19 protein-coding genes are annotated in these 20,751 nt (G+C 73.2%); 9 read left to right on the top strand and 10 right to left on the bottom strand.

Translation table 11 applies throughout. The features are described from left to right. Positions 1-31 precede the first annotated feature (31 nt). The 5 genes from ACFC1R_RS10320 to ACFC1R_RS10340 form a co-directional block, all read right to left on the bottom strand. Positions 32-1,297: an MFS transporter gene (locus tag ACFC1R_RS10320; protein ID WP_375935769.1), complete on the bottom strand. Its 1,266-nt coding sequence runs from the start codon at positions 1,295-1,297 to the stop codon at positions 32-34. An 85-nt stretch (positions 1,298-1,382) separates the two neighbouring features. Continuing rightward, a complete protein-coding gene (locus tag ACFC1R_RS10325) occupies positions 1,383-2,075 on the bottom strand; it encodes a dienelactone hydrolase family protein (RefSeq protein WP_375935771.1) in 693 nt (230 codons plus the stop codon). 183 nt (positions 2,076-2,258) lie between these two features. Further along, a complete protein-coding gene (locus tag ACFC1R_RS10330) occupies positions 2,259-3,593 on the bottom strand; it encodes a sugar porter family MFS transporter (protein WP_375935772.1) in 1,335 nt (444 codons plus the stop codon). 226 nt (positions 3,594-3,819) lie between these two features. Then, a complete protein-coding gene (locus ACFC1R_RS10335) occupies positions 3,820-4,452 on the bottom strand; it encodes an FMN-binding negative transcriptional regulator (RefSeq protein WP_375935774.1) in 633 nt (210 codons plus the stop codon). A 15-nt stretch (positions 4,453-4,467) separates the two neighbouring features. Further along, entirely contained in the window at positions 4,468-5,133 is a 666-nt protein-coding gene (locus ACFC1R_RS10340; protein WP_375935776.1) for a pyridoxamine 5'-phosphate oxidase family protein, read from the bottom strand. 35 nt (positions 5,134-5,168) lie between these two features. Between ACFC1R_RS10340 and ACFC1R_RS10345 the strand changes: the two genes are divergently transcribed. Continuing rightward, positions 5,169-6,506: an aminotransferase class I/II-fold pyridoxal phosphate-dependent enzyme gene (locus ACFC1R_RS10345; protein ID WP_375935779.1), complete on the top strand. Its 1,338-nt coding sequence runs from the start codon at positions 5,169-5,171 to the stop codon at positions 6,504-6,506. Between the two features lie 188 nt (positions 6,507-6,694). Beyond that, positions 6,695-7,864, top strand: coding sequence for a GDSL-type esterase/lipase family protein (locus ACFC1R_RS10350; RefSeq protein ID WP_375935781.1), 1,170 nt, complete (start codon positions 6,695-6,697; stop codon positions 7,862-7,864). Between the two features lie 6 nt (positions 7,865-7,870). Here ACFC1R_RS10350 and ACFC1R_RS10355 read toward each other — a convergent pair whose 3' ends face one another. Continuing rightward, a complete protein-coding gene (locus ACFC1R_RS10355) occupies positions 7,871-9,274 on the bottom strand; it encodes a glycoside hydrolase family 47 protein (protein ID WP_375935783.1) in 1,404 nt (467 codons plus the stop codon). 175 nt (positions 9,275-9,449) lie between these two features. Further along, positions 9,450-10,808 (bottom strand): NAD(P)/FAD-dependent oxidoreductase, encoded by a 1,359-nt coding sequence (locus ACFC1R_RS10360; protein ID WP_375935784.1) that lies wholly within the window; start codon positions 10,806-10,808, stop codon positions 9,450-9,452. 139 nt (positions 10,809-10,947) lie between these two features. Here ACFC1R_RS10360 and ACFC1R_RS10365 point away from each other — a divergent pair, with 139 nt between their 5' ends. The 5 genes from ACFC1R_RS10365 (at position 10,948) to ACFC1R_RS10385 (ending at position 15,259) form a co-directional block, all read left to right on the top strand. Beyond that, on the top strand, positions 10,948-11,703 hold the full coding sequence (locus ACFC1R_RS10365; RefSeq protein WP_375935786.1) for a HipA family kinase: 756 nt from the start codon (positions 10,948-10,950) through the stop codon (positions 11,701-11,703). Next, a complete protein-coding gene (locus ACFC1R_RS10370; protein ID WP_375935789.1) occupies positions 11,700-12,152 on the top strand; it encodes a DUF3037 domain-containing protein in 453 nt (150 codons plus the stop codon). Before ACFC1R_RS10365 ends, ACFC1R_RS10370 begins: the two co-directional genes overlap by 4 nt. 196 nt (positions 12,153-12,348) lie before the next feature. Then, a complete protein-coding gene (locus tag ACFC1R_RS10375) occupies positions 12,349-12,789 on the top strand; it encodes a MarR family winged helix-turn-helix transcriptional regulator (protein WP_375935792.1) in 441 nt (146 codons plus the stop codon). A 326-nt stretch (positions 12,790-13,115) separates the two neighbouring features. Then, positions 13,116-14,546: an adenylosuccinate lyase gene (gene purB, locus ACFC1R_RS10380; RefSeq protein ID WP_375935795.1), complete on the top strand. Its 1,431-nt coding sequence runs from the start codon at positions 13,116-13,118 to the stop codon at positions 14,544-14,546. A 218-nt stretch (positions 14,547-14,764) separates the two neighbouring features. Further along, complete coding sequence (locus tag ACFC1R_RS10385) at positions 14,765-15,259, top strand: hypothetical protein (protein ID WP_375935798.1); 495 nt, start codon at positions 14,765-14,767, stop codon at positions 15,257-15,259. Positions 15,260-15,337: 78 nt separating this feature from the next. On the opposite strand, the gene ACFC1R_RS10390 is transcribed toward ACFC1R_RS10385, so the two are convergent. Then, positions 15,338-16,825, bottom strand: a complete 1,488-nt coding sequence (locus ACFC1R_RS10390; protein ID WP_375935801.1) for an MFS transporter — start codon at positions 16,823-16,825, stop codon at positions 15,338-15,340. 166 nt (positions 16,826-16,991) lie between these two features. On the opposite strand from ACFC1R_RS10390, the gene ACFC1R_RS10395 reads away from it, so the two are divergent. After that, positions 16,992-17,798, top strand: a complete 807-nt coding sequence (locus ACFC1R_RS10395) for a trypsin-like serine protease (protein WP_375935804.1) — start codon at positions 16,992-16,994, stop codon at positions 17,796-17,798. Between the two features lie 263 nt (positions 17,799-18,061). On the opposite strand, the gene ACFC1R_RS10400 is transcribed toward ACFC1R_RS10395, so the two are convergent. Both ACFC1R_RS10400 and ACFC1R_RS10405 read right to left on the bottom strand, forming a co-directional pair. Continuing rightward, the gene (locus ACFC1R_RS10400) at positions 18,062-18,523 is read right to left on the bottom strand and encodes a helix-turn-helix domain-containing protein (protein ID WP_375935807.1); all 462 of its coding nucleotides are present in this window, start codon (positions 18,521-18,523) and stop codon (positions 18,062-18,064) included. Between the two features lie 393 nt (positions 18,524-18,916). Further along, the gene (locus tag ACFC1R_RS10405) at positions 18,917-19,711 is read right to left on the bottom strand and encodes a tyrosine-protein phosphatase (RefSeq protein WP_375935810.1); all 795 of its coding nucleotides are present in this window, start codon (positions 19,709-19,711) and stop codon (positions 18,917-18,919) included. 335 nt (positions 19,712-20,046) lie between these two features. Between ACFC1R_RS10405 and ACFC1R_RS10410 the strand changes: the two genes are divergently transcribed. Continuing rightward, positions 20,047-20,613 carry a DJ-1/PfpI family protein gene (locus ACFC1R_RS10410; RefSeq protein ID WP_375935813.1) on the top strand — a complete coding sequence of 189 codons (567 nt, stop codon included), beginning with the start codon at positions 20,047-20,049 and terminating at the stop codon, positions 20,611-20,613. Positions 20,614-20,751 lie beyond the last annotated feature (138 nt).

Genomic DNA, 20,751 nt, shown 5'->3' on the forward strand with positions numbered 1-20,751 from the left:
TGCCCCCGGGCGGTCCGTCCGGCGCGGCCGGTCATCCGACGGTGACCGTCTCCCGGACGGGGGCCTCGGCCGGGGTGGTGCGGGAGAGCCGGCGGACCTCGGGGACCACCAGGGCCGTTGCGGCGAGCAGCAGGGTGACGGCGGCGCAGGTCCAGGTCGCGCCGTCGAGGCCGAGCGCGTCGGCGGCGGGCCCGGCCAGTGCGGTGCCGACCGGGGTGAGTGCGAGCGAGCCGAGGGCGTCGTACGCGGACACCCTGGACATCAGCTCGGTGGGGATCTCCTGCTGGAGGGCGACCATCCAGTTCACCCCGAAGACGGTGACCCCGGCGCCGCTGGCGAACATCGCGCCGCAGACCGCTGGCAGCGGGGCGTGCAGTGCCAGCGCCAGGCCGGGCAGGGCGAACAGGAAGACGCCGTAGTTGCCGGCCAGCAGGATCCGGCGCGGTTGCCAGCGGGCCATCAGGACGCCGGTGGAGAGCAGCCCGACGCCGAAGGCGGCCATCGCGACGCCCCAGCTGCGCGCGCCGCCCAGCCGCTGCTGGGCGATCACCGGGCCGTACACCGCCTCGACCGCGGTGATGCAGGTCATCACCACCGAGAACTGGAGCACCACGGCCCACAGCCAGCGTCGGCCGACGAACTCCCGCCAGCCCTCGTGCAGTTCGTGTGCCAGGCTGGAGCGGTCAGGGCCGGCCTGGGCCGCCGGGAGGCGCAGGAGGACCCGCAGTCCGGCGGCGGCCGCGTAGGCGAGGGCGTCGATGCCCAGCACCCAGCCCGGTCCGACCGCGGCGACCAGGGCACCGCCGAGGGCGGCACCGCCGATCTGGGCGCCGTTCAGCGCCATCCGGAAGACCGAGAAGGCCTTGGCGGCGCTCTCCTTGGGCACGCTCTGCATCAGCAGCCCCTCGGCGGCGGGGCCGTAGAACGCCTGGCCCGCGCCGCCGGCGGCCGCGAGCACGGCCAGCTGCCAGAGCCGGACACCGCCGGCCAGCACCAGCGCGGCCAGCGTCAGTTGGGAGAGTGCGTTGAACAGGTTGGCGGCGACCATCACCCGGTGCCGCGGCAGCCGGTCGGCGAGGGTGCCGCCGACCAGCAGCAGGAGCACCAGCGGCACCAGCCGGGCGGCCGTGACGTACCCGACGTCGGTGGTGTTCCCGCCGCTCTCCAGCACCGCGAAGGCGGTGGCGATCGGGGCGCCCGCGTTGCCGAGGCCGCTGACCACCGTCGCGGCGGTCTGGATCCGGTAGTTGCGGTCGGCCCAGCCGAAGGGGCCGCGGGGTTCCTGCTGGCTGCTCACCGTCGAGACTATGGTGGCCGCGGCGCGGTGGTGTCCATCCGATTACCGGTGGCCGGGCCGGTGCGGGCGGGTCCGGTCGGCCGGGTCACCCGAGGTGGCCCCAGAGGAAGCTGAGCGTGCGCCGCCAGGCGACCCGTGCCTGGAGCGCGTCGTAGGTGCCCAGCAGGTTCTCCTCGTTCATGAAGGCGTGGCCGGCCGGGTAGAAGTGGATTTCGGGGCGGCGGTCGGTGGCCTCGCCGATCCGGATCGCGGCCTCGTCCACGGCGGCCACCGGGATCGAGCTGTCCCGCTCGCCGTAGTGGCCGAGCACATGGGCGGTCAGACCCCGGTAGTCGTAGTCCGGATCCCTCGGCAGTCCGTAGAACGGCACCACGGCCGCGATCCGGTCGCCCTCCTGGGCGGCCAGGACCAGTGCGAAGCCGCCGCCCATGCAGAAGCCGACCGCGCCCAGGGCGTCGCCGACCACCTGCGGGTGGCCGAGCAGGAAGTCCACCGCGCCCCCGAGGTCCCGGGCGGCCTGCTCGACCGGCAGCTGCCGCAGCAGACGGGCGGCTTCGTCCTTGTCGTGGGTGGTCTCGCCGCCGTACAGGTCCGGGGCGAGGGCGACGAACCCCTCGGCGGCGAACCGGTCGACGGTGTCGGCCAGTTGGGAGGTGATGCCCCACCACTCCTGGACGACCACCAGCCCCGGGCCGACTCCCTGGGGCGGCAGGGCGAGGTACCCGTGTGCCGTCCGCCCGTTGCTGGGGAAGGTGACGTTCTGGCGGGAACCGCCCATGGCCTCTCTCCGTCGGGTGGGCCGCGTGAGCGGCGGGCAGCGCGCTCGGGTCGGGCCCGAGGGCAGCATGATGCAATGCAGGGGTACGGCTTGGCCAGGTACCGGCGCCGGGCCGATCGGGTGAGCGGCACGGCGGGTCCTGCGCCGGCGACGGCCCCGGTGCCCGAGGGAACCGGGGCCGGATCAGCCCATCTCCTCCAGTGGACGGCCCTTGGTCTCCCTGATGCAGTAGGCCACGAAGGGGATGGAGAGCAGCGCGAAGCAGGCGTAGATCACGTACGTCGCCGACAGGTTCCAGTCGGAGAGGCTCGGGAAGCTCACGGTGATGGCCCAGTTGGCGATCCACTGGGCCGAGGCGGCGACCGACAGGGCCAGCGCCCGGATCCGGTTGGGGAACATCTCGCCCAGCAGGACCCAGACCACCACGCCCCAGGAGAAGGCGAAGCAGAGCACGAAGACGTGTGCGGCGACCAGCGCCGTCGTCGCGTAGGCGTGCGCCAGGGTCGCGGTGGAGCCGGTGCCGACCCGGTGCGAGAAGGACCAGGCCGCCGTGCCGAGCGCGAGCGCCATGCCCGCCGAACCGGCCAGCGCCAGCGGCTTGCGGCCGATCCGGTCCACCAGGACCATCGCGATCAGCGTACCGATCACGTTGATGATCGAGGTGGAGAGGCTGATCAGCAGGGAGTTGCTCTCGTTGATGCCGACCGACTGCCACAGGAACGACGAGTAGTAGAAGATCACGTTGATGCCGACGAACTGCTGGAACACCGAGGCGCCGATCCCGACCCAGACGATCGGCAGCAGGCCGAACCGGCCGCCCATCAGGTCCTTGGCCCGGGGCTTGTGGGTGGAGGCGAGCACCGCGCGGATCTCCGCCACCCGGGAGTCCAGGTCGACGTTCGGGCCCTCCACCTCGGCCAGGACCTCGCGGGCCCTGTCCTCCCGCTGGTCGGCGATCAGGAAACGCGGGGACTCGGGGATGGCGAGCGCCATCAGCCCGTAGACGATCGCCGGGATGGCCTCCACCCCGAGCATCCACTGCCAGGCCTGGATCCCGCCCAGGTGGCCGGTGGACTCGCCGCCGGCGGCCTGGTTCAGGGCCCAGTTGGCCAGCTGGGAGATGGTGATGCCGAGCACGATGGCCAGCTGCTGGAAGGAGGCCAGGCGGCCGCGGTAGGCGGTCGGGGCGACCTCGGCGATGTAGGTGGGGGCGATCACCGAGGCGATGCCGATCGCGACGCCGCCGACCACCCGCCAGAAGGCCAGCAGTTCGATCGAGGGCGGGAACATCGAACCGACCCCGCTGACCGCGAAGAGCAGCGCGGCCAGCAGCATGGTCCTGACCCGGCCGAGGTGGTCGGCCAGCCGTCCGGCGATCACCGCGCCGGCGGCCGAGCCGAGCAGGGCGATCGCGACCACGAACGCGGTCTCGGCGTGCCCGACCCCGAAGTGCTTCTGGATGCCCGTCACCGCGCCGTTGATGACGGCGCTGTCGTAGCCGAACAGGAAGCCGCCCATCGCGGCGGCCGCCGAGATGAAGATGACGTGGCCGAGATGGGCCTGGTCGGCCTGCTGGGTGGGAGAGGTGCTGGACAGGACGGGCTCCCGGGGTTCGGCGGCCCGCCCGCTCGGCCGGATGGAAGATATCCACCGCTCATTCCATCAGCCGGGACCGCCGATTGCGCGTTGTGCGACTCCGCGGGTGAACCGCCCAGGGCCCGGCCACGCCCGTCCGGTGCCCGGGTCAGCCCTCGGCCGGGCAGCCGGTCCGCAGGGCGTTGCGCCGCAGCACCTGCGCCCGTACGGCCGCGTCCAGGCCCTGTGCCCGCTCGGCCAGCCGGTCGGCGAGGGCAGCCTGTGCCTCGACGGGCTTCTTGTCGTCGTACTTGAACTTCGCCCTGACCTCGCGCACGGTGAGCCGCAGGCCGCGCAGCCCGGAGAGCTGCGGACCGTACGGCTCCTGGCCGGGCGTCACCCGGACCTCGGGGGACTCCGGCTGGAAGTGGGCGAGCTGGCGGTTCAGGATCTCCGCCTTGCCCGCCGCGTCCTCGACGATCTCCGCCGTGCAGGCGAACTGGACCGAGGCGTAGAAGCTGGTCGGCACGCCGGCGCGCCAGTGGCCCGGGGCGAAGGCGTAGTCGTCGGTGACCGAGAGGGTCACCTGCGGATCGGCGCGGACGGCGGCCCACAGCGGGTTGGGCGCGGCGAGGTGCAGCACGATCTCGCCCCGGTCGGCGTCCAGCAGGAAGTGGGTGGGCACCAGGACCGGGCCGCTGCCCGCCGGTCCGTTGGCCGCCAGTGTGCCGAAGTCGCGGCCGGCTGCGAGCCAGGCGCGCCACTCGGCCCCGGTGCCCCGGTCCCAGGATCTGATCAGCATCGAAGTCCCCTCCCGTCAGCGGAAGTCGTGCAGGTAGTCCGGCAGCGGCACGGAGGCCGAGGGGTGCGGCTGCGGGGCACCGTGCACCGTGCGGACCGGGACGACCCCGGACCAGTGGGGCAGGTCGAGGTCCTCCTCGTCGTCGTGCGCGTCGTCGTCGCGGGTCTTCGCCGAGACCTCGTCGAGCACCAGGCGCACCACCGCGGTCGCGGCCAGCTCCTTGGCGTTCGGCCGGCGGACGTCGCCCGAGCGGCCCGGTACCGCGTGGTCGACCAGGGCGTCCAGGGCGATCGCCAGCTCGTCGGGGTCGGTCACCTGGTGGGCGGTGCCGTGGGCCACCACCGAGCGGAAGTTGACGGAGTGGTTGAAGGCCGACTTGGTCAGCACCAGGCCGTCCACCAGGGTCACCGTGACGCAGACCGGCAGCCCCTGGTCGGGCCCGGCGCCGCGCATCGGGCGGCTGCCCGTCGAGCCGTGCACGTAGAGGCGGTCGCCGACCCGGGCGTAGATGGTCGGCAGCACCACCGGGGCGCCGTCGGCGACGAAGCCCAGGTGGCAGATGTACGAGCTGTCCAGGATCGCGTGGATGGCCTCGCGCTCCCAGGTGGCCCGGTCGCGGTAGCGGGTCGGCGTGGTCCGCTCGTTGCGGGTGTACGCGGCGTCCGAGGTGCCGTCCGACATGACATCCCCCTATGTACTAGTGCATAATCATGTTTGTGCTAGGAGACTATCGGATCAAGGGGCGCCGCGCCAACGACATCGCGGCCGACATCGAACACGCGGTCGACACCGGCGAGCTGGCGCCGGGCGCCGCCCTCCCGCCCCTGCGCGACCTGGCCGGAGAGCTGGGCGTCAACCCCAACACCGTCGCCGCCGCCTACCGGCTGCTGCGCGACCGGGGCGTGATCGAGACCGCCGGGCGCAGGGGCAGCCGGGTCAGGCCCCGGCCCGTCACCACCCCGCGCGACCAGATCCGCATCCCCGTCCCGCCCGGTGCCAGTGACCTCTCCGCCGGGAACCCGGACCCGGCACTGCTCCCCGCCCTCGGCCCGGCCCTCGCCGTCGCCGCGGCCCGGGCCGACCGCGACCCCGTCCTCTACGGGCACTCCTCCGCCGACCAGGGGCTGCTCGACCTGGCCCGCGCCGCCTTCCTCGCCGACGGCGTCCCCGACGGCCGGCTCGCCGTCTGCTCCGGCTCGCTGGACGCGATCGAGCGCATCCTCACCACCCAGCTGCGCCCCGGTGACCCGGTCGCCACCGAGGACCCTGGCTGGGGCAGCCTGCTCGACCTGCTGCCCGCACTCGGGCTGCGCCCCGTGCCCGTGCGCCTGGACGACGAGGGGCCGCTGCCCGACTCGCTCGCCGAGGCGCTGGCCGCCGGTGCCCGCGCGGTGATCGTCACGGTCCGGGCGCAGAATCCGACGGGCGCCGCGCTCACCCCCGCCCGCGCCACCGCGTTGCGGGCCGTGCTCGCCGAGCATCCCGGTGCGCTGCTGATCGAGGACGACCACGGCCACGGCATGGTCGACCAGCCCTATCTGCCGCTCGTCGGGTCCGGTGCGACGCGCTGGGCCGTGGTGCGCTCGGCCGCCAAGGCGTACGGCCCGGACCTGCGGGTCTCGCTGGCCATCGGGGACCAGGAGACGATCGGCCTGGTGCTGGGCCGCCAGCGGCTGGACACCGGCTGGGTCAGCCTGCTGCTCCAGCGCACCGTCGCCGAGCTGTGGCGTACCGGCGCCGCGCCCGTCTCCCGGGTGGCCGCCGTGTACCGGACGCGACGCGACGCCCTGCTGGCCGCCCTGGCGGCGTACGGGATCGAGGCGCACGGTGCCAGCGGGCTCAACGTCTGGGTGCCGGTGCCGGACGAGCCCGGGGTGGTCGCGGCCCTGGTGCAGTCGGGCTGGGTGGTGGCGCCCGGCGCGCGCTACCGCATGCAGTCGCCGCCCGGGATCCGGATCACCACCGCGGGTCTCGACCCGGCCGAGGCGCCCCGCCTGGCGGCCGATCTGGCGGGCGTCCTGCGCTCCTCGGGCGGTCGCTCACGGCTGATCTGACGGTGCGCCGGCGCTCGGGGCCGGCCTGCCGAGGGCCCCGTACGTCCGCCCGTCAGAAGAAAGTCACGTCCGATACCTAGCGGTAACAACCGTGGGCATGCCACATTTTGGGCGCCCCCGGCCGGCGGCACACCCTCACCCGCGCCTCGCGTCCCCACGTACCCGAGGCCGTCCGCAGGAGTTCCGCCGTGCTCGATAGGCTCTGTACGACCGAAGGTTCCCGCACCGCCAGACGACTGGCCGCCGTACTGTCAGCAGCGGCTCTCGCCGTGCCGCTGCTGACCCTGGCCACACCGGCCGAGGCCGCCACCGGGCCCACCGCGAGCGTCTCGCTGGGGGACAGCTACATCTCCGGCGAAGCCGGTCGCTGGCAGGGCAGCAGCGACACCACCGGCGGCAGCCGGGACGGCACCGACCGGGCCTGGACCGGCAGTGGCTACGACGCCACCCGGGTCTACGGCAGCACGTTCGCGAGCGGCTGCGACCGCTCCGACAGCGCCGAGATCCGCACCGCCAGGATCGCCCAGACCCAGATCAACCTCGCCTGCTCCGGTGCCACCACCGCGAACATCTTCCGCGCCGCCAACGGCGGCCAGTCGCTCAAGGGCGAGGCGCCGCAGGCCGATCAGCTCGCCACCGTCGCCGCGCAGAACAACGTCAAGCTGATCACGCTCTCGATCGGCGGCAACGACCTGGGCTTCGCCGACGTGATCACGACCTGCGCGGAGGACTACCTGATCTGGGGCTCCTCCTGCCGCGACGACGAGCAGTCCGCGATCGACTCGGCGATGCCGGACGCGATGGCGGGCGTGGCGAAGTCGATCGACGAGATCCGCGCGGTGATGTCGGCGGCGGGCTACGCCCAGGGGGACTACCGGCTGGTGCTCCAGTCCTACCCGTCACCGATCCCGCGCAGCAGCGAGATGCGCTACCCGGAGAGCGGCTGGACCCGCGCGAACACCGGTGGCTGCCCGTTCTGGGACACCGACGCCGACTGGGCCAGGGACTCGATGACCGCTCAGGTGTCGAGTGCGCTCGCCCGGGTCGCGGCGGACAAGGGCGTGCAGTTCCTCGACCTGCGCGACACCCTGCAGGGCCGGGAGGTCTGCTCCACGTCGACCAGCCTCGCCTCGCCGTCCCACAAGCCCTCCGCGACCACCAGCGAGTGGGCCCGCTTCGTGGACGCCGGACTGAGCGCCTCGCAGGGCACCACCCAGGAGTCGATGCACCCGAACTACTACGGCCAGCTCGCCCTGGGCCGCTGCCTGGCCCTGCTCTACGCCACGTCCGGCGGCAACTACGCCTGCGGCAACACCGCGGGCCGGGACGCCTCCGGGATGTACCTGACGGCCGAGTAGCCGTCGTCAGGGGCGGACGGCGCCGCGCAGCAGCTTCCCCTCGGTCGACAGCAGGCCGGTGCGGTAGTCGAAGCGCGGCGCCGCCGCGAAGATCAGGTAGAGGTACTTGAGGTTCTCCGCGAACCAGTACCCGGGCGTCAGGTCCCCGAGCCGGACCGGTGCGGCGGTGACGTCCTCGGTGACCGTGTACCCGCCCGAGACGCGCTGCCTGGACTGCACCGCCTGGAAGTAGCGGTACGCGGTCTGCCGGTACTCGTCCGCGCCGGTCAGCCGCCACAGGTCGAAGGCGGAGTTGGCGTACTCGGGCCGCAGGTCGTTGCGGGGGCTGCGGACCCGGCCGGTCGCGTAGTCCACCAGCTCGGGCAGCAGCTGGTAGCGGTCCAGCAGGGTGGTCCAGGAACGGTAGTAGGCGCGGCCGGTCTCCAGGTCGCCGCCCTTGCCGAGCAGCCCGGCGTAGAACGAACCGAGCTCGGACTGCTCGTGCCCGGTGACCTTCCCGGTGATGAAGTCCACCTGGCGGAACCACAGGTGGCCGCCCCGCTGCTCGGCCTGGTGCCTGAGCGCGGCATCGGTCAGCAGCCGGTACCAGCCGCGCAGTTCGGCGTCGCCGAAGAGCTCGCCGCCGGCCCAGAGGTACTCGTAGAAGGAGTCCACCGGCGGGTTGGGCAGCTCGGAGGTGCCGTCCGTCCAGCGCCCCGACTCGATGTCCAGCGAGGTGCCGAGGAGGTCGAGTGAGGAGCGCCTGGCGACCACCGCGCGGGCGGCCGCCTTCGCCGCGCTCCAGTACCGGTCGTCGTTGGTGAGCCGGCTGAGCAGGCCGAACTCCAGCAGGTTGGTGCCGACTTCGGCCAGCGGGCTGGTGGCGCCGGAGACCGCTCCGGTGCGCAGGTTGACGTAGCGGTAGGGGAGCCGGCTGGGGGAGCGGGTGAAGGCGGGCAGCAGCCGGTCGGCCAACTCCCGGCAGCGGGCGAGCAGTCCGGGCCGTCCGGTGCACAGGTAGCCCGCGAGCAGACCGCCGACCAGCCGGATCACCGCCTCGAAGACCTGGACCTCGGCGTCGGCGGCGGGGTCGAAGTGCGCCTCGATCCAGTCGGCGGCCAGCGCCACCTCCTGGTCCTGTTCCATCAGCCACAGGGTGTCCAGCGCCTCGACGATGGAGAGGCCGAAGCTGTGCCCCTTGGCGAAGAAGTCGTTCCGGCCGCCCGAGACCGGCCGCACCTCGTCGTAGCCCCAGGCCGCCCGCTTGTACCCCTCCCAGCTGTGCAGGTACTCGGTGCGGACCTCCTCGGCGACCTCGGCATCGGACGGCAGTCCGGCCGCCCCGGCGGAGCGGGGGAGGGCGGCGGTCGCGGTGGCCAGGGCGGCGGCACCGAGAACGGTGCGGCGGCGGGGCAGCGGGGCAGATCGCATGCCGCAGGACGCTAGTGGCCCGGCGGTCTGCGGCCGCCCAGGTACTCGGCCCGCGTGTCGGCGCTCCCGCGCAGGTCAGGGCGGGAGCGCTGGTGTCAGGGCGGTGCGCCGGTTTCACTCGTACGGGTGGCGGGCTCGGGCCGGACCCGGATCGGGACCGCCCGGCCGCCCGTGGTCAGCCCTTGGCCAGCAGGGACTGGGCGTGTTCGCGGACCTGGTCCCTGGTCAGGTACGAGTCCGTGTACTCGAAGTCGCGCAGCCGGGCGGGTTGGCGGGCCAGGAAGCCGGTCCGGACGAAGTCGTCGCCGGCGGTCGCGTTGAGCAGCCAGTTGGCGCCGACCCGGAACTTGGCGACGTTGGTCCGCATCGCCATGATGTGGTAGCCACGAGCGACCAACTGGGCCGTGATGCCCTTGAGTTCGACGCCCAGTGGCTTGGAGACCGCATCCTTGCCGCCGAGGTCCACCACCAGTCCGAGGTCCCGGTGGAAGTACGGCTGCAACGGCTCGTTGTGCAGCGCCGCGACCAGGTTGTCGGCCACCAGCCGCCCCTGGCGGGCGGAGTGCTGGGCGGTCGGCGGGCAGACCGCGCCGTCGCCCTTGGCGAGGTCGGGCACGGCGGCGGCGTCGCCCAGCGCGAAGACGGAGTCGAACTGGGGTACCCGCATCTCGGCGGTGACCGCGATCCGGCCGCGGACCGTCTCGGCGTCCAGCGTCCCGATCAGCGGGCTGGCGGTGACCCCGGCGGTCCAGATCAGGGTGCGGCACGGCAGTACCCGGCCATCGGTGAACTTCACCGTCTCCGCTCCGACTTCGGCCACCGAGACACCGAGCGAGACCTCGATGCCCCGGGCCCGCAGCACCTGGAGCGCGGTGGTGCCCAGCTTGTCGCCCAGCTCGGGCATCAGCTTCGGGGCGATGTCGATCAGATGCCACTTGATCAGGCCGGGGTCCAGCCGGGGGTAGCGTCTGGTCGCGGCGGTGGTCAGCCGCTGGAGGCAGGCGGCCGTCTCGGTGCCCGCGTAGCCGCCGCCGACCACCACGAACTGCAACCGGGACTCCCGTTCGCGCTGGTCCAGGGTGGTCGAGGCGAGGTCGAGCTGGGCGATCACGTGGTCGCGCACGTAGGCCGCCTCGGCCAGCGACTTCATGCCGCGCGCGTAGTCGCTCAGGCCCGGGATGTCGAAGGACCGGGTGATGCTGCCGGGCGCCAGGACCAGGTGGTCGTACCTGAGCGCCGTCACCTCGTCGGTGATCTTGCGGACCACGCAGACCTTGGCGACCGGGTCCACCCCGATCGCCCCGCCCGGGACGATGTGGGTGCGGTGCAGGGTGCGGCGCAGCGAGACCGCCACCGACTGCGGGGTGAGCACCCCGGCCGCCACGTGCGGCAACAGGGGCAGGTAGAGCTGGTAGCTGAACGGCGTGACCAGGGAGATCTCCGCCTCCGAGGCCGCGAGTCTGTGTTCCAGGCGGCGCGCGCACTCAAGCCCGGCGAAGCCGCCGCCGACTATCAGGATCCGAGGTCGCTCCATCGTCCATCCCTTGCCTGCCGGGTCCGTGCGATACCAGGACAACTTGTGACAACTGCTCGCCACGGTCCCACGACCGTTCGAGCCCTGCCACCGCAGCAGGCTGGGCGGGGTACGGCCGACGGGTCGGTAGGCTGGCGGGATGCTCTCCGAGGTGACGGCGGTCCGCTATGTGACGCCACTGCGAGAAGGCGGCTCGATGCCGGGCCTGGTCGAGGCCGACGACCGTCGGCTCTACGTGCTCAAGTGGTCCGGCGCGGCCCAGGGGCGCAAGGCGCTGGTCGCCGAGGTGCTGGCCGGTGAACTGGGCCGGCGGCTCGGGCTGCCGGTGCCCGAGCTGGTGCGGCTGGACCTCGACCCGGTGCTCGCCCGCAGCGAGCCCGAGCAGCAGATCCAGGAGCAGATGCGCGCCAGTGGCGGCGTCAACCTCGGGATGGCCTTCGTCAGCGGTGCGCTCAACTTCGACCCGCTGTGCTTCGAGGTCGACCCCGAACTGGCCGGTCGGGTGCTCTGGTTCGACGCCCTGATCGGCAACGTGGACCGGTCCTGGCGCAACCCCAACCTGCTGATGGCCACCGGCGGCCTGCGGCTGATCGACCACGGTGCCAGCCTGATCTTCCACCACCACTGGGCGGGTTCGGCGAACTGGCCGCGCAAGCCGTACGACGCCTCGGACCACGCGCTGCTGCGCTCCGCCGGTGACCTCAAGGCCGTCGACGAGGAGCTGGCGGCGCTGGCCGAGACGGCGCTGCCGCCGGCCGTCGAGGCGATCCCGGAGGAGTGGCTGACCGACGAACCGGGCTTCGACGACGCCCGGGCCGTCCGGGAGGCGTACCTGGAACGGCTGACCGCCCGGCTGGCGGGACCGCGCGACTGGCTGCCGGAGACGGCCGGATGAACACGAACGAGGGGCTGGACCGGACCGTGGACCCGTACCGGACGACGAGCGTGGACGAAAGCGTGGACGTCGAGCTGCACGACTACGAGTACGCGGTGATCCGCGCCGTCCCCCGGGTCGAGCGGGGCGAGTGCGTCAACATTGGCGTACTGCTCTACTGCCGCCACGCCGGGCACCTGGCGGCCCGCACCCACCTCGACCAGGGGCGGCTGCTCGCGCTGGACCCGGTGGCGGACGTGGCGGGCGTGCGGCGGGCGCTGCGCGGGATCGAGGCGGTCTGCGAGGGCGGGCCCGAGGCCGGTCCGGCTGCGGCGGACAGTCCCGGGCAGCGGTTCCGGTGGCTGACCGCGCCGCGCAGCGCGATCGTCCAGCCGGGGCCGGTGCACACCGGGCTGACCAGGGATCCGGAGGGGGAACTTCGGAGGCTGTTCGAGCAGTTGGTGCTCTGACAGCGGGTGCCGGGTGCCGGGACGCGGACGTCGGGAACCGGGACCGGGCGGCCCTGCCTGCGGACGCGCTGCGGTCGGTTGCGCGGCCCCGCAGCTCGGGGGCACCGACCGCGCAAAAGAACGATCTGGTTGCGGAGAGTCGCTTGTGGTGATCAAAGCTGGAGTAACTGAAGCATGTGTGCGTAACCTGACCACCATGGGCTCCACAGCGACCAGCAGCGCACCGACCACCGCCGATCTGATGGAGGTGGTGGCCGCCGTCGGCGCCGCGTACTTCCAGGACTTCGCAGCCGCCGCTGCCAAGCACGGTCTCAACTCCTCGCAGGCGAAGGCGCTCAAGTCGGTCCAGGAGCCGGTGCCGATGCGGGCGCTGGCCGGACGGCTCGGCTGTGACGCCTCCAACGTCACCGGGATCGTGGACCGGTTGGAGGCGCTGGGGCTGGCGCACCGCGAGGCGGCGGCCGCCGACCGGCGGGTGAAGATCGTCGCGATCACCGAGCAGGGGCGTGCGGTGCTGGGCCGGATCCGCGACGACATGAGCCGCGCCCGTGCCGCCTTCGCCAGCCTGGACGACGAGCAGCGGGCCTCGCTGGAGTCGCTCTGCCGCCAGGTGCTTCCGCTGCTCTCCGGCCAGTAGCCGCCGGATCGAGGAGCCCGAGGCCGGACAGGCGGAGCCGGAGCACCCGGCGCCGGTCCTCCACCTCACCGCCGCCGCCGGGGGCGCACCGGGCCGAAGCGTGCGGCAACTGCCTTGCGGCGCGGGCGGATCGGGGTCGTCGCCGGCTTCGCTGCGATCGGCCTGACGAACGGGCGGAGACCGGCACCGCTGCGGTGGCGCTCGACGGGGCGGAGGTGGCCGGGCGAGCCGTCGTGGAGGCCGTCCGGCTGTTCGGGGCTCGCCCGGCCCGGTCGGCCCGAGTGCGCCGACGATCCGGCTGACCTCGGCTGTTAGGCTTGCGAAGCGTGAGCGCGAAGCCCCAGATTCCCAATGTCCTGGCCTCTCGGTACGCCTCGGCGACCCTGGCCCAGCTGTGGTCCCCCGAGCACAAGGTGGTTCTTGAGCGCCACCTCTGGCTCGCCGTCCTGAAGGCCCAGCAGGACCTGGGCATCGAGGTGCCGGCCACCGCCGTCGCCGACTACGAGCGCGTGGTCGACCAGGTCGACCTCGACTCCATCGCCGCCCGTGAGCGGGTCACCCGGCACGACGTCAAGGCCCGGATCGAGGAGTTCAGCGAGCTCGCCGGGCACGAGCAGATCCACAAGGGCATGACCTCTCGGGACCTCACCGAGAACGTCGAGCAGCTGCAGATCCGGCAGTCCCTGGAGCACGTCCGCGACCGTACGGTGGCCGTCCTGGTCCGCCTCGGCAGCCTCTCCGCCCAGCACGCCGAGCTCGTGATGGCCGGCCGTTCGCACAACGTGGCCGCCCAGGCCACCACCCTCGGCAAGCGGTTCGCGACCGTCGCGGACGAGCTGCTGGTCGCCTTCCACCGCCTGGAGGAGCTGATCGCCCGCTACCCGCTGCGCGGGATCAAGGGCCCGGTCGGCACCGCCCAGGACATGCTGGACCTGCTCGGCGGCGACGCCGAGAAGCTCGCCGAGCTGGAGCGCCGGGTGGCGGGCCACCTCGGCTTCGACAACGTGCTCACCAGCGTCGGCCAGGTCTACCCGCGCTCGCTGGACTTCGAGGTGGTCACCGCCCTGGTCCAGCTCGCTGCCGCGCCGTCCAGCCTGGCCAAGACGATCCGCCTGATGGCCGGTCACGAGCTGGTCACCGAGGGCTTCAAGGCCGGCCAGGTCGGCTCCTCGGCCATGCCGCACAAGATGAACACCCGCTCCTGCGAGCGCGTCAACGGCCTGGCCGTCATCCTGCGCGGCTACGCGTCGATGACCGCCGAGCTGGGCGGCGACCAGTGGAACGAGGGCGACGTCTCCTGCTCGGTGGTCCGCCGGGTCGCGCTGCCGGACGCCTTCTTCGCCTTCGACGGTCTGCTGGAGACCTTCCTGACCGTCCTCGACGAGTTCGGTGCCTTCCCGGCCGTGGTCGAGGCCGAGCTGGACCGCTACCTGCCGTTCCTGGCCACCACCAAGGTACTGATGGGTGCGGTGCGGGCCGGCGTCGGCCGCGAGACCGCGCACGAGGTCATCAAGGAGCACGCCGTCGCCTCCGCGCTGGCGATGCGCGAGGGCGCCCGCGAGAACGCGCTGCTGGACCGGCTCGCCACCGACGGCCGGATCCCGCTGGACCGGGCCGAGCTGGACGCGCTGCTCGCCGACCGGCTCTCCTTCACCGGTGCGGCCGGTGCACAGGTCGCCGAGGTCGTGCGCCGGATCGAGGCCGTCGCGGCCGCCCACCCCGCAGCGGCGAAGTACGCGCCGGGTGACATCCTCTGACACCTCCGGCGACGGATTCGAGGTGACGAGGGCCCCGCTCCGGCGGGGCCCTCGTCCGTGGTGCCGGTGGGTCGCGGCCGCATAAGGGCGCCTACGATGCATTGGACCGGACAGATGCACTGGACCGGACAAAAGGGGAGAGATTCATGCGGGCGCAGCTCACGCGTTGGTGGCAGCAGCCGGGGGAACGGAGGACCGTGTCGGCGAGGACGGCACGGGTGGCCGCCCTGTTGGCGGTCGGCGCGCTGGTCACCACCGGCTGCTCGGACGGCGACAAGGCCGGGCCGGTGCCGACGCGTGCGGTGAGCGAGTCCTCCGCTCCCGGGCAGCTGACCGTCAAGGTCGGCAGCACGGAGGACATGCCCGCGGTCACGATCACCGGTGCTACCGTCCGGCCGGGTGCCGACGGCGAGGGCGAGCTGGCGATGGTGGTGCACAACGACAGCACCATCCCCGAGCACCTGGTGATGGTCTCCTCCAGCCAGACGGGCGGCGCGGTGCTCAAGTCGCCCGGCAACGGCGGTACCGTCCCGCCGGTGGGTGTGCTGCTGGCGCCGGGCAGCTCCGTCACGTTCGGGACGCAGGACGGCTACCACGTGGTGCTGCAGCACCTGAACGTTCCGAGCGGTGCCAAGGAGGTGCCGGTGTCGGTGCTCTTCGCCCGCCTCGGCATGGTGCAGCTGAAGGCGATCGCCGGCGAGAAGCAGGGCTGACCGCCCCCGGGACGGCGGTCGGCCGAAGGCACCGTCCTTCGGCGTCCGCCCTCCCGCCGGGCGCGCCTCCGTCCGTCCTCAGTCGGGGCGGGCCTGGTGGCCGGGATCGAGCGGGGGAGTGGTCGGCCCGCAGTACCACTCGCAGTCGGGCTCGGCGGTCGGGTGGTCCGGCGCGAGGGCGTCGCCGCGGACGGTGGCCAGGGCGAGCAGACCGCCCGCGGTGAGCAGCCCGGCGCAGATCAGCATCGCGGTACGGAAGGCACTGTCGACCTCGCTCGGTACCCGGTACGCCTCGCCGGTCAGGCCGGAGAGCGCGGGCAGCGCGGCGACCGCGAACAGTCCGGCCGCCCGGGCCGCCGCGTTGTTGACGCCGCTGGCGATGCCCGCGCGGCGTACCTCGACGGCGGCCAGCACCGTCGCCGTCAGCGGTGCCACCAGCACGGTCATCCCGGCGCCCAGCACCACCACGGCAGGCAGGACGTCATGCCAGTACGAGGCGCCGGGGCCGATCCGCAGCATCAGCAGCACACCGCCCGCACACAGCAGCGGGCCGACGAAGAGCGGTACCCGCGGGCCGATCCGGCGGCTCAGCTTCCCGGCCTGGCCGGAGAACGCCAGCATCAGCAGGGTGGTCGGCAGCAGCGAGACGCCCGCCTTCAGCGGTTCGAACCCGGCCACCGTCTGCAGCTGGACCATCAGCAGCAGGAAGACCCCGCTGAACGCCCCGTACACGCAGAGCGTCACCAGGTTGACCGCCGTGAACAGGCGGGAGGAGAACAGCTCCAGCGGCAGCATCGGATCGGGGCTGCGCCGCTCCGCCAGGACGAAGAGCACCGCGAACAGCAGACCGAGCACCCCGGCCACGGCGGACAGGCCCCGCCCGCCCTCGGTCAGCGCGTAGGTGACCCCGCCGAGGGCGAGTGCGGCGAGCACCGCGCCCCGGACGTCGAACCGGCCGGTGGCGCGCTCGTCGCGGCTCTCCGGGACGTGACGGAGAGCCACCCAGCTGACGATCACGGCGAGCGGCACGTTCAGCAGGAAGATCCAGCGCCAGCCGGGACCGTCCACCAGCCAGCCGCCGAGGAAGGGCCCGACGGCGGCCGACACCCCGCCCAGGCCCGACCAGACGCCGACCGCCCCCGACCGGTCGTCCGGCCGGAAGGAGGCCTGGAGCATCGCGAGCGAGCCGGGGGTCAGCAGGGCGCCGCCGATGCCCTGCAGGGCGCGGGCGATGATCAGGACCTCGATCCCGGGCGCGACGGCGCAGGCCGCCGAGGCGGTGGCGAACCAGCAGACCCCGATCAGGAAGACCTTGCGCCGGCCGTAGCGGTCGCCGAGCGAGCCGCCGAGCAGGATCAGGCCGGCCAGGGTGAGCAGATAGGCGTTGACCGTCCACTGGAGCGCGGCCATCGGGGCGCCGAGGTCGGTGCCGATGCGGGGGAGGGCGACGTTCACCACCGTGCCGTCGAGCATCGCCATGCCGGATCCGAGGGCCGTCGCGAGCAGTACCCAGCGGCCCTGTGCGGTCCCCAGGCGCAGGGTGCCGGCGGTGTCATCCGTGGTCACGTCCCGATCCTCCGCCTGGACCGGGGCGGACGCACCCCCTGATCCGGACCTTTCTCCGACTTCTGCCAGTCACGGGTGGCAGGGTCCCGGCCCTGTCGGACGGCCGGGCCCGGACCCGATGCTGGGCCTTCGGACGACCGGCCCCTGGTCTGTGGTGGAGGAGAAGATGAGACGTCAGCTTGCTCGATGGTTCACGGTGGCGGCGAGTGCGGTGTTCGCCGTCGGTGCGCTGGTGCTCCCGGCGCATGCTTCCTCGTCGCCGTCGCCGTCGCCGTCGCCGTCGCAGGGCGTGGTCGGTGGTACGCGGGCGGGCCAGGGTGAATTCCCGTTCATGGTGCGGCTCTCGATGGGCTGCGGCGGCGCGCTCTACACCCGGCAGATCGTGCTGACCGCCGCGCACTGCGTCGACGGCACCGGCAGCAACAGCGGCATCACCGCCACCGTCGGCGCGGTGGATCTGCAGAGCAGCAGCGCGGTCAAGGTGCGGTCGTCCTACGTCTACCAGGCGCCCTCCTTCACGGGAGCGGAGAACGGCAACGACTGGGCGCTGATCAAGCTGGCCTCGCCCGTCACCGGCAGCGCGGTCACCACCCTGCCGATCGCGGGCAGCACGGCGTACGACAACGGGACCTTCACCATCGCCGGGTGGGGTGCCACCTCGGAGGGCGGGGGCCAGCAGCGGTACCTGCAGAAGGCGTCCGTACCGTTCGTCGACGACGCCGCCTGCAGCTCGGCCTACCCCGGCCTGGTCACCGGTGCCTCGATCTGCGCCGGGTACAAGGCCACGGGCGGAGTGGACACCTGCCAGGGCGACTCCGGCGGGCCGATGTTCCGCCGGGACGCGGCCGGGGCCTGGATCCAGGTCGGCATCACCAGCTGGGGCCAGGGCTGCGCCGAAGCCGGTTACCCCGGCGTGTACACCCAGGTGAGCACATACGCCTCGGCCATCGCGGCGGCGGCGGCCGGACTCTGAGCACCGCCGCTGAACGCCGTCGCCGAGCACCGCCCCTCAGTACCACCGCTGCGCCTCCCCCGGTGCCTCCCGCCGATCGCGGGAGGTACCGGGGGCGCGGTCATCGGGTCGGACCGGGCTGCGTCGGCCCTGCGCGGCACAGCCCGACGGGCGGTGGCGCTGGTGGCGGTGCCGATGGGGTCGACCGGAGGACCGGAGGACCGGCAGGGCGGGCGCTCGACCCGGCCGGTCGCGGCTGCCACGCGGACTGCTCTGCGGGGCTGCTACGCGGGCGCCCCCGGCCGGCCGCCGTCATTGAGCAACTCCATGACGGTGCACAGTACTTGATCGTATGCGGCCTCGTTCGTGCCGAGCGGCGACCAGCCGGCCAGGCGTGCGGCGCCGAGCAGTTGCTGCAGCGCCTCCGGCGCGACGCGGTCGGCGCTCCGGCGCCTGCGCAGGGCCCGCCGCTCTCGGTCCACGGCGGGCCAGAGGAAGCTCAACTCCCCTCCGGTGTCGAGGAGCCGGTCGGTGCGTTCGGCCATCCCGACCGGCGGCCAGCGCCGGGTGGTCTCGACCCTGCTGATGTGCGAGTCGTGGTAGCCGAGGCGGCGGCCGAGTTCCGCCTGGCTCAGCCCGCGCAGGCGCCGCCAGTGCCGCAGCCGGTCGCCGAATCTGGCGCGTGCGGAAGCCGCCGAGTGCCGCTGGTGGGGCAGGACTTCGGGCGTGTCGGGGCCGAGGGACACGGGACCTCCAGTGGGGTGGACGGACCGTCAGGAACCTCGCATTTTCTTGTCATGGACAGGTATCCCCGGGATTCCGAGCCGGCCAAACCGCCCTGACCGCACGGGGGTTCGAGAGTTGACCGGCAGTACGGCAGAACGGGCCGCCCGAAGCGCCCCTCGGCCGGGAGCGGTGGGCCGCCGGCCGACCCGGTGGAGCGGCGGGCGGCCGCAGCCGACCACGACCGGCCGGTGCTCGCTGTGGAACGAGCGCCGGCCGGGGCGCAGCGGTGGCGGGCGGCGCGAAGGGCCGCGGCACGCCGCTGGGCGGGAACCGGGAAGTGGGAAGCGGGTGTTGGGAAGCGGGCGCGGGTCGCGGGCCCGGTGCGGTGAGGAGGGGCCCGGTCGGCGGGCCCGTCAGGCGGTGAGCCGGGTGCGCAGCGCGTCCACGGTCTCGTCCTTGAGGCCGAGACCGGCCCGGGCGTAGCTCTCGGCGTCGCCCCACATCTCGGTCATGGTCTCGATCGCCGCCGCCAGATAGGACGGGTGGACACCCAGTACGGCGTCCGCGATCTCCGGGTCGCCGCCCGCACTGGTGAAGGCCGCGACCTGCGGGGCGAAGGCCGCGCGCACCGCCGGGCCGACCGCCAGGTACTCGTTCCGGACGGTCGGCTCGTCCGCGCCGAGCAGCATCAGGATCAGGCTGACACCCCACCCGGTACGGTCCTTGCCGGCCGTGCAGTGGAAGAGCAGCGGGCCGCCCTCGCGCCGGGCCAGCGCGGTCACCAGCTGCTTGTAGGCGGCGCGGGCGGAGGCGGAGGTGACGAAGGCGCGGTAGTCCTTCTCCAGCGCCTGCCGGGCCCGGCCGCCGCCGAGGGTCCGGTTGGCCTTGGCCGGGTCGGCCATGGCGGCGCCGAGCCGGTTGGCGGCTCCCGCGCAGGAGGTGTCGGCCATCACGTCCGCGACCAGCAGGGTGGCGCCGCCCGGGACGCGGTCGGGCCGGGAAGTGCGTTCGAAGGCGGTCCTGAGGTCTACCACGGTGCGGATGCCGAGGGCCGCGACCGCCGGGTCGCTGCGCAGATCGAGCCGGTCCAGCTGACCGGAGCGGAAGGCGGTGCCGGGGCGCACCCGGGCGCCGTCGGGCAGGGATATACCGCCGAGGTCCCGAAGGCTGGCGACGGTGGTGGACTCGACGACCTGGGAGTTCGGCATGACAACCTCCTGTGCGCGATGGTCTCGATGCGCACGATAGGTGGGGAAACTGGTCGGTGAGGGGGCGGCGCCGGTCCGGGGCGGTGCCCGGCGGGGCGGCGATGAGCCTCTTCAGCACCGTAGGCCGACCGTGGCGCGGACGCTCGCGGAGTTCGCCCGGTCGGTCCGATCCGGGTACGCCGGCAGACGGGTGGGGGAGCACACCGGCGCACAGTGGCACGGCAGGGGCGCACAACCGGCGCGAGTGCGGTGGTGGATTGCCCGGACGGCCTGTCGGACGGCAGGGTGTGCAGGGCCCCACAGCAGGTGGGCGGACGGAGGGGAAGCAACCCGTTATGGCACCCAAGATCCTGATCGTCACCGGCGACGCGGCGGAGTCGCTGGAGGTCTTCTACCCCTACCAGCGGCTGCTGGAAGAGGGCTACGAGGTCCACGTGGCCGCGCCGACGCGCAAGAAGCTGCAGTTCGTGGTGCACGACTTCGTCGACGGCTTCGACACCTACACCGAGAAGCCCGGCTACACCTGGCCGGCCGACCTCGCCTTCGCGGACGTCGACCCGGCGGAGTACGCCGCCCTGGTGCTGCCCGGCGGCCGGGCGCCCGAGTACCTGCGCAACGACGCGGAGGTCAAGCGGATCGTCGGTCACTTCTTCGACGCCGACAAGCCGGTCGCGCAGATCTGCCACGGGCCGCTGATCACCCTGGCCACCGGTTCGCTGACGGGCCGTCGCAGTGCCGCCTACCCGGCGCTGGAGCCGGACGTGAAGGCGGGCGGGGCCGACTACCAGGACGGCGACGCGGTCGTGGACGGTGTCGTGGTCTCCGCCCGGGCCTGGCCGGACCACCCGGGCTGGATGCGGGCCTTCGTCGAGGTCCTGCGCGACAAGGCACCGGTCGACTGACCATCCGTGGACGGTCGGTCGGCTGACGGGGGCGCCGACCGGGCTGCCGACCGGGGCGCGGGGCACCACGACCGGCCGCGCGCTTCGGTGCGGCGCGCGGCTCGACCACTTCCCCGCAGCCGCACCCCGCAGCCGTAC

It is taken from the genome of Kitasatospora sp. NPDC056138 (assembly GCF_042264695.1).
GTDB lineage: Bacteria > Actinomycetota > Actinomycetes > Streptomycetales > Streptomycetaceae > Kitasatospora.